Raw genomic sequence first — 12712 nt, 5'->3', positions numbered from 1 at the left:
GCTTTTTTCCTGTCACAAAAGATTTAAAACATGAGTTATTTAACATCGTAAGACAATTACAGCATTCTACAAATGAATGAATTAGAAAATTACAAATAAGCAAATGCTCTCTCTTCTTTCAGATATTCAGCTTCTATACCTTTTAATAAAAAAGCATTTTTAAGGATCGAAACTTTTTCTTCAATTGCCTGCAAACAAGCGTAAGCAACAACGGAAACAATCTGAGCTCCGGTTAAGTCATAATTGGTGGCAATTTTACGAAGAATATCAACATCTTCTAAAGTAGTATTTTCAGGAATCATTTTTTGCCATAATAGAAATCTTTCGTCGGCATCGGGCTTACTATAGCTGATTAAGCAATTGAATCGTCTGAGAAAAGCATCGTCAATATTGTTTTTAAAATTTGTCGTAAGAATGATTAATCCATTGAAATTTTCTACTCTTTGCAGCAAATAACTCACTTCCTGATTCGCATACCGGTCATTTGAAGATTTGGTTTGCGTACGTTTTCCAAACAGGGCATCTGCTTCGTCAAAAATCAATATCCAGTTTTTATTTTCTGCTTGCGTAAAGATTTTTTCAAGATTTTTTTCTGTTTCTCCAATATATTTAGAAACAACCTGTGACAAATCGATGCGATAAACTTCGCGTTGAAATTCTTTCCCCAATAAAGTTGCCGTAAGTGTTTTTCCCGTTCCGGAAGGACCGTAAAATAAAGCTCTGTATCCCGGAAGAAGGTGTTTCCCGATTCCCCAGTTTTCCCGTAATGTCTGATGATGCTTTACCCAAAGTCTCATCTGATGAATTTGGTTCTGAACAGTAGCATTTACCACCAAATCCTGCCATTCTAATTGGGTAAAAACTTCTTTAGCCGGAAAATCGGGACTGAATTTCGGTTTTAATTTTTCTCCGTATAATAATAAATGTACCGTTTCAGATTTTAAAATAAGTCTTCCGCTCATTAAAGGTTCGCCCTGTTTTACAGCATCTATGGTGATTATCTGTTCTTTGAAAAACCAATGAGTGGTGTCAAAAAATTGTTGAATTTGTAAACGTTTTTCAATATTTTCTTTTGCTAAAATATACTGTGCCGTTTCTCCGGTTGGCAACATTCCTCTGTGATTTTCCAACCGAATACCTCCCAATTCCGGAAATTCTCCGCCTTCGGGATAAAGCTCTTTAATAATATCATCAAAAAAATGCGGCAATACATGAGGAAACTAAAGTTATTAATAAAATTACCGCTTCTTCATGCGTTGTTTCTCTTTTTAAAATTTCAGAAAATGAGTTCTGAAAATCATATTCTTCCTGCTCTTCTTCCAAAGAGAGAAGTTGCTGAATGATGTAAGATTTTAATATTTTAAATGGCATATCTGTTATATTATTTCTTTTTTTCATCTCCGGTTTTGCCTACCGTATCTTTTGTCATACTTTCCGAGTCTAATTTAGGTTCGATGATTTTAAAATCATTAATAGACGGATATTTAAATGGCTCATTTGAAGCATATCTGATTGGCAGACTGACTCCCACATTCAATCCTGGAGGTGAATAAGAAAACTGTTTCAATAGCCAGCTTTTTTCCCAATGTCCAAGATAGCCTTCTGCAATATTAGCTTCAACAATGCCTTCTATATTTAATAATAAAAGAAGTGCTAAAAATGCCGACAGATCAGAACTGACCACAAAAACGTCATTAGCATACTCTACTGTTAATTTAGTATTTATCCCTGCATTCAGCCTCATAATTCCTGTTACTTTTATTCCTCCTTTCAGATTAGCAATAAGAGCATCAAGCACGATACTTGCCTGAATAGAAGCCGAAAGCTCTGCAAATGCCGCAATATTCAGGTTCGTAGAAAACTTAAACGACGGATTTTTATCATCTTCAAAAGGATTAAACTGAGCGTCAATTTCAATATCCCGTAATTCTGCAGGACCTATTCCCGCTTTGAACATGGAGACCAGTTTTATTTCCAATTGTACACCAATAGGACCTGCTGAAACTCCGGGTAACGGGAAACTTTTCGATTGATTCAGCAACATTTTTTCAAAATTTTTGCCGGTAAATAAAGTGTAAGGTTTTAATACTTTTATTTTTCCTTTTACCGTAAATTTCCCTTTTTCATCAAAAATAATTCCTGCTGTTCCTTCAATATCCTTTTTCAGTTGTAAGGTGATATTTCCTTCTCCGGAAAGATTTCCATTCGGGCTTAGTTTTACCGCAGCATTTCCTTTTATTTTTCCTTTGGTGACATCCAATGTTCCGTCACCGGAAACTTTTCCGTCATCATATTTTATTTTAATATGACCTTTAAATGATTTGTATGTGAAGTCGGTTTCTCCGATTCCTGTCAGTTTATTTTTTCCTAAATCATACATAATATCCAAAGTCACATCATTTATTTTAGGAACTGCAACAGTTGTTTTTCCTTTGATGAGCCAATTACTATTACTATACTGTACTTTTATATTGGTATTTTTGGTGTTTGGAATGTCTAAATCGATATTTCCTGTTGCCTCAACTTTTCCATCTCTGTAAGTCGCATCAATGTTTCCTCCCTTTAAGAATTTATTATTTTTTGAAGTAATTTTTGCATTTACATTCGCCAGCAAAGAATATTTATTATCTATTTTTTTATATTCAATTTTTGCTTTGGCTTCATCTACATTAGGTATAAAAAACTCACCTTCTCCTTTGGCAAAAAATCCGGAAGTGTCTACACCTGCATCTATTTTCCCTTTCATAAGCGGTTTTTTCTCATTTCCTACAGCAAACGAAATGCTTCCCTGAGCTTTAAAATCAGGAAAAAGATTAAGCGAGATATTAGATTCTGTAACTTTTAAACCTTGAATGGGAGAAGTTATTTTTATGTCTTTAGATATTTTAAATTCATCTTTAGAAAAATGAATATCCAATTCTTTAATAAATTTTACGGAAGGATATATTTTTGCCGTACCAGAAATTTCTCCGTTAGTTTCTTTTAATGAAGTTATTTTTCCGGGACTTAGATAAGGATAATAAAACGTAATGGCATTCTCTGCAAGCTTTTTTTCAGCAGGAGAAAATTTCAGATTATTTTCTGCATCGCTTTTGAGTATCATAACCGCCGAATTATTCTTCATATCTATGGGTAATTTTCTACTTCCCATCTGATGATTGAATTTCCCGTGAAAGCCCTTCCCTTTTTCGCCTACATTATCAATATAAATTAGAGGTATAAATCTCGAAAAGCTTTTATTAATCGTAGTTTGCGTAAGTTCTTCGAATTTATCTTTTTTCAGTTTGTCTTCTTCTACTTCTGCCTCTGCTTTGTTGCTTCCTGCCTGAAATTTTAATGTATTTTTTTTAATTTCCTTTTTTCCTTTAAAATTTTGCAATTGTGTTTCTACAGGAAACACAACCCCATTTATATCTGGAAAAGACGTACCCGTAAAGGCAACCGACTGAATATTAATTTTTAACTGCTGATTTGATGTTTTGTAATAATTTGCACCCTTAGCATTTTTGAAATCATCTGTTATTTTTCCAATGGTTTCATTAATCGCTCTACCCGATTTCTGGTTTGGGTCACTTGGCAATATTTGCAAATTGTCTATACCATCACTTCCGGCTAACTGCAATTCTATAATGTGGTCAATATTATTAGTCCATTTTTTATAGTTTTCAGCTCCGTCTTTAATATCTTTTTGATCTAAAGATGCTTTTACAGTATAATAAATTTTCTTCTGTGCATCATTAAGCTGGCTTTCGTCTATATTATCCCAAGCAACTTTGGTTTTCCATTTATTTAATAAATCTAAACGTCTTGTATCATGAAATGTCCTTTTATTATTGGCGTTGCTTAATTCTACAACCGAAAAAAGCTGCCCAACATAGGCATCATATTTATCTTTTACGTCTCCTTTGTCTTTTGGTAAATCAAAATCGGTCACATTAATATTGATTAATTCTCCTGCCTGTATTTCTTTTATCTTATCATCATTACTTTTTTCTATACTATATCTGTAGATCTTATTGTTAGCAGAATGATTTTGAATGATATGCACAATCTCATGGAGAAGAATTTTCTTTCCCTGAGCAGTATTTATATTAAATTCATTGGCATTAAAAACGATATGATTTTTGTAGGTAAAAGCTCTTGCATTGATGCTTTCTGCTGCTACATTTGCTTTTCTATCCGTATGTATCTTTATATTCGACAGACTGTTGGCAAAATACCGATTTGCATAACGTGCTGCTTCATCGGGTAAACTATCGCCGGATTCCTGCAACACTTCTTCGACTAATTTTGGAGCATCAAAATCTTCATTTTCATCTTTGGTTTCATCCTTAATTTTTCTGTTAATCCTGTTCCCATTGCTTGATGAAAGTGAGGCAGAAGCGTTTTTATCCAACGAATTCAAAATAGAATCTGCTTCTATTTCTTTAGGATCATTTTTAGATGCAATTTTTAGTGGTGAGCTTTTCTTCACAAAAAAAGAATTTTTCTTCTCATTTTTGGCTTTCGGGCTCGTCTGTTTTTGTTTTTCAGCTTGTTCCATCTCAATTGGTTTTTCAGTCCATTTTGTTTAATTGCATTTTTAATCTTAAGAATTCCAATAAACCATTAAAAATTCTTCCATCCAAGGTGTTTGTATCATACCAATTCCCCAAGGTAAACTGGTTAATAAAACATCTACTCCTTTTTCTTCTACCCACAGTTCCCAAGAATGGGCTTCTGACAGCGATAATTTTCCTGCTCTCTGTAAAAAAGTTTCTCTGAGCGCTTCTACTGATGAATTTTTCATCACCGACCAATATTCTAAAACAACATGCAATAGATCATTACAAATTTCTTTTTCTTCTTCACTGATTTCTTGCTTTGTATTAATCACATTTTCAATCGGAAAGCCGCAAATCAGTTTATTTAAAATCAATTCATTTTCAAAGAAAATTTCCTGACCGGTAATTAAATATTGAGTCAATAAAACCGCTTTGTGCTGACTTTCTTTATCAGTCCAGGCCTCATTATTGCACAAATTCAGTTTTTGAAAAAGATTTAAAAGAAACGGATGCAGAATAACAAGACCTGCATTGTCAATATAAAGCGATGAAATCTGCAATTCGGGAGTATCTGTCTTCACATTTTCAGGAATATTAGGTTGATCTTTTTTCATATTCTGATCATTAGTTTCATTAAAGTTAAGACTATTTTCTGTCTCGTTTTCAGTGATTTCCCCCTTATTCAGAGAAGGTTTTTCATTGCCTTTTTCATTTGATTTTTTTTCTTTATTTAAAACATCTTTATCAGATTCAGGTTTCTCTGGATTTCGATCATTTTCATTAAAATCATCTTGCGCATTATTTTTAGTTTGTGATTCTTTGCTTTGTAAATTTTTGTTTTCTAAATCTTTATTTTCAGAAGAAATTTGCTGGTTTCTCAACCAATTTTCAAGTTCTGCAACGGAAGAAAATTTAATTTCAGAATTAAAAAAGACTTTTACTACTTCAGAAATCGGTTGTTTTGAGGTTGAATATTTTAAAATTTCAGCACTTATTTTTTCTTTAAAAGATTCTTTAGAATTAAAATAAAATCTGAGTAACGCAGTTCTGTTTTCATTAAAAATAGCAATGATTTTTTCAATAAAAAGTTCTGAAATTTCTATTGCTTCAAAGATTTCGTCTATGTTTTTCGAGTAAGAATTTTCGGCAATAATTCCTGTTTTTAAATAGTCAAAAAATAAATTTTCGGCAAATTTTGTCTGTGATTCAAATCCGAAAAGCTCTAATTTTTCTTTAGTTTTATTAAATTCCAACACCGGAAAATGATCTTTCAGATATTCTTCAATTTTAAATAATGTCTGATTTACCAGCTCTTTTTTCCAGTCTTTCTCAGAAATTTTCGGCAGATCAAGAAAAATATTTTCTATTTCCCATTCGTAATTTTCTATTGAATATTTGTCTAAAATAAGTTCCAGTTTCGGGTAAAAATCTTTCTCCAAAACATCGGATAACGAATTCTGTATCTCTTTCCCCAAAAGCTGAGAAGAGCACTGAACGTCTACGATATGTTGCTGGAGAAGATGCATAATTTATTTAAGCTTTTTACCGGAAAAAGGATAATGAAATGAAACAGATGAACTTGCTTTTCCTGTCGCAATTCCCAATTCCGAATTGTTTTTAACCATCAGATTATTATTAAAATCGAAAATAATATTATTGTCCTGAAAATAAATGCTTGTACTTAGAGGATAATCGATCAATTGATCGTTCACATTCGTCGTGTAAGGAATCAGAAATCGTACCGTCGGTTCATTGAGAAGAACAATGTTTTTAAGATATTCTATCGCTTTAAGGTCTTTATCCTGCAGCGGAAAAGCATAGACATTATTCGAAGCATTGGAAGTTGCCGATGCCGATGTTTTATTAATTTCTATGGTAAAAGTAAAATTGATCCATTGATCTTTGATGCCTTTTATAGAATACCACAACATATTTTGCAGCTTATCCGAAACAGGTTTATCGTCTGTCCAGAAATGGAAAAATTCTATGTCCTGAACCGAAGGAAACGGTACATTTTCTGTATAATCCAGCAAATTATTGAGCACGTCGCGTACTTCTGCTGCGGTATTATTTCCGCCATCGTTTATTCCTGCTATTTTTGCTTCTACCTGAGTTCTTGTTGCCATGATATTTGTTTTTAGTTGGTGTTATTATTTTTGAGTATCAAAATCTTTATCATTAAAATCAGGATTGTTGAAATCTCCGGTTTTTACGATTATTTGTTGTGTATTTGCGCACATTTCGCCTAATTGTTTAATATTTACCGTAAATGTTTTCGTTTTTTCGTTGAATGGGAAAACATATCTTATTGATTTTACATCGGTGATTAATGGCGTAGATTTATCACCAAAATCGAGCTCATATTCGTGCTTGTCTTCCTGATCGGTATTGAGGAATTCAAAAGCCCTTACATCTCTCGGATTTCTTATCGCGCTCCAGTTGGCAATTTCTTTAGGCTCGGAAATCTCAATTTCCAGTGTATTGCTCAGTTCGCCTTCACTTTCATATTGTAAAGTATATTTTCCGGCTTTTTTAAGAGATGTATGATTCGGTTTTAAGAAATATTTATCACTTTTCTGAACAATTGCATCTTTCGCCGTTCCCGAAAAAGTTCCGCCGGATTTTCCTTTTATCACAACTTCATATTCTTTATCATCGGTATTGCAATATTGTAAAGTTTTCAGCGCAATTGACGAAGGATCGGTTTTTTCAATTTTAATTTCAATCGTACTTCCTTCGCCGCAACATACATACGGAAGGAAAAAATCTGCAATCACCATTTGCTGATTAGGAATATCGGTCGCTGTACTCACCTGAAACTGCATTGCGTAAGAAAGATTTCCCAATAAATAAGATTTCATTTCTTTGGTATACGTGGGAGACATATTAAAATCTGCCAGTTTCAGGATGTTTGCTTTGATGTTTTCGGTTTCCTGTTTGCATTTATCAAGCTCTTCAATCGGCGGAGTGATGATTTGAGTCGTGTAATCTTTAAAATTGATGCTTGCTTCAATATCCTGTTTTACGCTTGTCGGAACTTGGGTAAAATTGTTCTGATAATTCGTGAGTAAAGTCAGGATCTGAGTGTAAGGTAAAACTGGTTTTACAGCTTTAAAAATCGTAGAATCTACATACACCAAAATAAAAGTTCCGCCTTTTGTAACGCCGGCTTTATGCTCTATTCCGGGATGTTTTTGTATAAAAGTCGAAAAGAAAATATCTTTGTAAATCTTCTGCCAACGAATCTGAGTTTCTTCATAAATTACCGCAAACGGATCTTCCAGAAAGAGTTCATTAATATCATCAAATCGGTCAATCAGATCTTCGGCGGTCGTTGATAACTGAGGTTTTATAAACTGAATACACCATCTGTGGATTAAAAAAGTTTGATTTAACTGTTTGAAAACCTGATTAAAACTAACGAAATTCGGCAAAAACTCTTTCAAATCATTCGGCAATAAGTTTTTAATCTGACTTAAAATATTTTTTAAATTATCAATACTTTCCGCTGCCAGTAAATTTTGCTGAACAATCGTTGCTTTATTGCTTGTAATCCAATTGACTACAAACTCTGTGATGTTGTATAATCTTTTTCTCGCCAAATCATAATCGGTTTCCAGATCGTCCCATCTTCCTTCAAATTTTGAAATATCCAGTACTTTTCCTACAAAATCAGTTGCATTCAAAGCAGTGATTTTAAACGGAAGGTTATAGCTGCTTTTTAATATATTTAATTCTTCAACGACATCAGTGTATTTTTTGCCTAAATGCCCTTCAATGTTAAAGAAATTGAACTTTTCAATATCATACAGCAAAGGCTTTTTCACCACATCCAAATTGGTGTAATTGGCTGTTTCGGAATGATAAGAAAGGATCTCGTTGTTTTTATTTTTCCCTGTCTTCTTAGGACTCCATTTTCTGTTTAACTCTAAAATCTGATCGTAATAATAGGGAATCGACTTTTTAGAAAGCGGAACATCTCCGTAAACTGAAGGTGTTACTTTGATGCCGTTATTCTGCACTTTCCAGAATTTAATCAAATGAACCAGTCTTTCAAACAACAAAGACAGTTCTTTTCTTTTCTGATTATTTTTTAACGAACTATTTTGAGTGGAGAAAAACGGAGTTCGGTAATTAATATCATTATCATCCACTTTTCCTAAAACGACATGAAAAGGAAACATCGTTTCATCAACACAACATAAAGAGGGATTTCTTTCATTAAACTCTATAATTTCGTTGTAAGCAGAAGAAATATCCGACATCCAATCCCATAAATATTGTACATTAATACTGTTTTTATGAGCATTAATCACCGTTTCCAGAGCGGTTTTCGGATTATTCAATACATTAAAATCAACGGTATTGCTGATGATTGATTTGTAACTTTTGTAAGCTAAACTTATTTTATCTGAAACATTGCTGATGACAGAATCCGACAAATTCTTTTTAAATTCATTCAAAACATCCGAACCTGTTATCAATTGATTGTGAGGAACATTGTATCTCGGTAACGAAATTTTTTCAAAATTCATCACTTTCGGATATTCAGGGAACAGATAAGAATTTAATTGATTAACGGAAATCAATAACGGTCTTATTTTAAACTCAATTCTTTTGCCTTTGTCGTCGCAATTGGTTGTTACACAGTTTTTTTCGTCAATTAACGAAGTTTCCAACAGCAGAATGACAATTTTATCTTTGAAAAAATTATTCGGGATCGCAATTCGGTCAACTTCCAGCGTATTGGTCGGTAAAAGTTCAATGGAATTTTTTAACGGCTCATATTTTTTGGCATGAGGTAACGTAAGATCCAAATATTCTCCATCGATAAATTTCGGAGCGAGAAAATCCGCAGATAATTCGATCGGATGATAATAACTGAACGTTTTTTCTTCCCAATTGATCTGATATCCCAAAGAAGTAATCGCCGTTCCACAGCTTATGATAATCTGGTTCGGTTGCGGATGAGAAATTTCCAAACCACAGACAATACCAATGCCGATGCCTCCGACACGGGTAAGCCGATCTTGCTCTTCAAGGTAACTTACGGCGCGGTTCAGGTGTTTCTGACTTAAAACCTGATCGGCTTCAAAAACAGGATATTTGGATGGATTTTGAGTTTTCATGGTTGTAAATTTTAAAGAGTTCCTAATGAGGTGTTACCTAGTACAATCGGATTGGTGGTTTCGCTGAGCTGACAATCGTATAAATTTCCTTCCGGATAGATCGTGTTGAGCTCTTTGAGCCTTTTTATCAGTTCTTTATGATGTTGACTAAAAGTTGTAAAATCTTTTTTAATTAAAGTTTTGCTGCAATATTTAAGTCTGAAATGTCTGTAGTTTCCCAGCCAGTTTTTATACGCTTTCTGGAAATTCATCATATCTTCATAACCGACCCAGCAAATTTTCAATAAAACGTGAGCCGGAGCTTCCTGACGGAAAATCTGCTCTGCATATCTTCTGAAAGTAATATTTTTAAATCTTGATAAATATCCCGGTAAAACGATGGTTGCTTTAAAGGAATAAGGATCATTATTCGCTTCATCTTTGCAATCATCTTTGAGACAAACCGACAACAAATCTTCTGTATCATTGTCAAAAGGAGGAAAAGGTCTGATTAAAACATGTTCCAAACAGTAGAAATTTTCATACGCTTCATTTAGTAATTGAATCAGTTGATACAAAAATTCTGAGGCTTCTTCATAGCTTTTGAAAGTTTTATCTATCGTTGCTATTTTCTTAGGATTTTCGCCTAAATAAATGAAAAACTTACTGCCTTGTTTATGAATGAAATAAACACTTGGATTGAGTAAATTTTGTTGAGTCCATTTCCATTTTACAGCTAAATCAATTAAAGGCTGCACAATTTTGCAGATAACAGATTGATTACTAATCTTTACCGGCAACGTCCATTGCGTCTGAACCTGATCTTCTGTTACGATATCTCTCAAACCGATGTTGTTGATTCCCAATAATTTTGCGATTCTTTTTTCGTAACCTCCTCTGTGATCTGTTTCCCAAAAATTCTGAAAATCAAATTTATCATTGAGGATTTTTGCGTTGAGATAATCTATTCCCAATCCTCTTTCAGAGCTGATTTCTGCATAATTTTTTAAAAATGCTTCTTTATCTTGAATCAGATCATTCGCCTGAAAAGTCATTTCTCCCAAACCGCCAGAATCCTGACTTACTTTGTACATCATAAAGACATAATCGTTAAAACTTTCGCTAAAACGAGCCATCAGATGATCTAAAGCACGGTTTCGTCTGTCATTGAAAACAGATTGCGATTCTTCCAGAGAAACATCAAATTCAGATTCACCGTTTAATAATGCGTTTTTAAAGTTATCTCTGTAAATTTCTTTTGAGTAAAAATCTTTTCCTGTTTTCGGGTTTTTATCCAGATAATTAGGGAAATAAGTATATTTTACCGGTTCGATATCCAGAATATTTTTAGCGTGATACAACTGACTGAAAAAATCTGCCAGTAACTGATCGTAAAAATGCAGATACGCTTTCAATTGTTTCACCTGAGCCTTTCTTTTTTCGGGAGCTTTATCAGAAATTTCGTTGGCTCCCAAACCGTAATTCACAGGAAATTCTTCCTGAACACTGTAATATTCATCCAACTGATAAAATTGACCTTTCGGAATCGGCAAATCACTCTGAACAGAATATAATTTGTAGTTTTTTATCTGAGCTTTCAGCTGCTGAACCTTCTGATCCACCAACATCTGACTGTTTTCTGACAAAAGAAAAGGAATATTTTTCTGAAACAGTAATATTTTTGATTTCTCAGCAGAAAACAAAGGTTTTTCTTCGCCTGATAAATGAAAACACCATTTTTGGTTCATGCTTCCCGTAATCGGTTGTCCCAAAGAATTGTAAGCCGTCATCAAAAGATTTTCAACAGAAACAATTCCTTTAATTTCCATAATGGCCGCAATAATATCCGAAGCGTGAATGCTATTCGGAAGCTGCGCTTTTTGAAGCTCTTTATCATTGAGGAAACCATGTTCCAATTTTGGTCCTAAAAATATTTCGGTAGAATCTAAACCCTGCTCCATCAATTGAGACAACGTGTAAAAATGAACCGGAGGATTCAAGATTTTTTCAATTGCCATCTGAATCTGCGCCATTGCTTCTACAGAATCGGTTTCAGGTGCTAATTCTACATCGACACAGAAGCTTATTTCCACACTTTGAATGGTTTCCACACAAAGAAAATCTTCGGTAAGGTTTCTGTTTTGATGCAGTTTTTGCTGAACGGTTCTGAAAATCCCGTCCACTTTTTCTTTTTTCTCTTTCAATAAAGAAATGATTTCACAAATCGGTTTTTCTGTACTGAAATGATCTTTCACCTGTTGAAGTTCGTTCTTATCAAAAGGTTCGACGATAAATTTTAAGGTATCATTTACTTGAGTGGTTTCTTTCAACAACAATCACCACGGTATTATCTTTTATCTCTACTTTTTTATTTTTTATTTTGAAGGTTTTATCCATTTTGCTCAGAAGAAGTGCTTTAGGATCGTTCCATGAAGAAAATTCGGGAGTTATATTCACCTGTACCCAACGTGAAGATTGTAAAAATGCAAACTCAAGCTCGGTTGTATTGAGATCTCCGAGAGCTACATCTTCATCCAGTTCGATGATAATTTTATTTAAACCTCTTACGGAAAGCTGTTCTAATGATGTATTGTTTTTATCTTTTGAAGTAAAACTTAATTTATCCTCTAAAATATTGATGTATAATTTTTGTTCTGCAGGATGAGGCAAATGATAATCAAATTGATCGGTTTCTTTTCTTGTCGCTAAATACCAAGCGTTGGTAATACCTTCGATATCAATCAGCAATTTTCTGTAATCCAATTCTGTCAACGGCGCATTGGTCATTATTTCTCTTGCAGTGAAAAATGAACCGTTCAGAATTTGTCCGTTTGTGTTGGTCAAAAGATCTTTCGTATCAAAATCTGTTCTGTATCCCAATTCTGTAATCACATAAGAAAGCGCTTCCAGAGTTGTAATTCCCGGATCATGAGCATTGTAATCTGTCCAGAAAGTGTTTCCCAGTTTCTCGATATATTTTAAACCTTCTTTTCGCAAAAAATTATAATCCTGCGAAGGCTTCAATATTCTTTCTGACGGTATGTAATATTCGGGATTCAT

The 12712-nt window shown here is 33.7% G+C and carries 8 protein-coding genes; all 8 read right to left on the bottom strand.

Annotated features, from left to right (window positions below; genetic code table 11):
• Positions 1-89 precede the first annotated feature (89 nt).
• Genes J3D55_RS10520 through J3D55_RS10485 form a run of 8 tightly spaced genes read right to left on the bottom strand, consistent with a single transcriptional unit; the run spans position 90 to position 12712 of the window.
• The gene (locus tag J3D55_RS10520) at positions 90-1208 is read right to left on the bottom strand and encodes an ATP-binding protein (protein WP_259130923.1); all 1119 of its coding nucleotides are present in this window, start codon (positions 1206-1208) and stop codon (positions 90-92) included.
• Positions 1192-1398, bottom strand: coding sequence for a hypothetical protein (locus tag J3D55_RS10515; protein WP_259130921.1), 207 nt, complete (start codon positions 1396-1398; stop codon positions 1192-1194). Before J3D55_RS10515 ends, J3D55_RS10520 begins: the two co-directional genes overlap by 17 nt.
• Positions 1382-4543: an eCIS core domain-containing protein gene (locus J3D55_RS10510; RefSeq protein WP_259130920.1), complete on the bottom strand. Its 3162-nt coding sequence runs from the start codon at positions 4541-4543 to the stop codon at positions 1382-1384. Before J3D55_RS10510 ends, J3D55_RS10515 begins: the two co-directional genes overlap by 17 nt.
• 45 nt (positions 4544-4588) lie before the next feature.
• A complete protein-coding gene (locus J3D55_RS10505; protein ID WP_259130919.1) occupies positions 4589-6070 on the bottom strand; it encodes a contractile injection system tape measure protein in 1482 nt (493 codons plus the stop codon).
• Between the two features lie 3 nt (positions 6071-6073).
• Entirely contained in the window at positions 6074-6670 is a 597-nt protein-coding gene (locus J3D55_RS10500; protein WP_259130918.1) for a hypothetical protein, read from the bottom strand.
• A gap of 24 nt (positions 6671-6694) precedes the next feature.
• A complete protein-coding gene (locus J3D55_RS10495; RefSeq protein WP_259130916.1) occupies positions 6695-9673 on the bottom strand; it encodes a hypothetical protein in 2979 nt (992 codons plus the stop codon).
• 11 nt (positions 9674-9684) lie between these two features.
• Positions 9685-11988: a baseplate wedge protein gene (locus J3D55_RS10490; RefSeq protein WP_259130914.1), complete on the bottom strand. Its 2304-nt coding sequence runs from the start codon at positions 11986-11988 to the stop codon at positions 9685-9687.
• On the bottom strand, positions 11957-12712 hold the full coding sequence (locus J3D55_RS10485; RefSeq protein ID WP_259130912.1) for a hypothetical protein: 756 nt from the start codon (positions 12710-12712) through the stop codon (positions 11957-11959). The genes J3D55_RS10490 and J3D55_RS10485 overlap by 32 nt, the downstream gene beginning before the upstream one ends.

The sequence above is a fragment of the Chryseobacterium ginsenosidimutans genome, from assembly GCF_024807225.1.
In the GTDB taxonomy this organism is placed as follows: Bacteria; Bacteroidota; Bacteroidia; order Flavobacteriales; family Weeksellaceae; genus Chryseobacterium; species Chryseobacterium ginsenosidimutans.
This window is presented reverse-complemented; position numbering and strand designations above follow the sequence as displayed.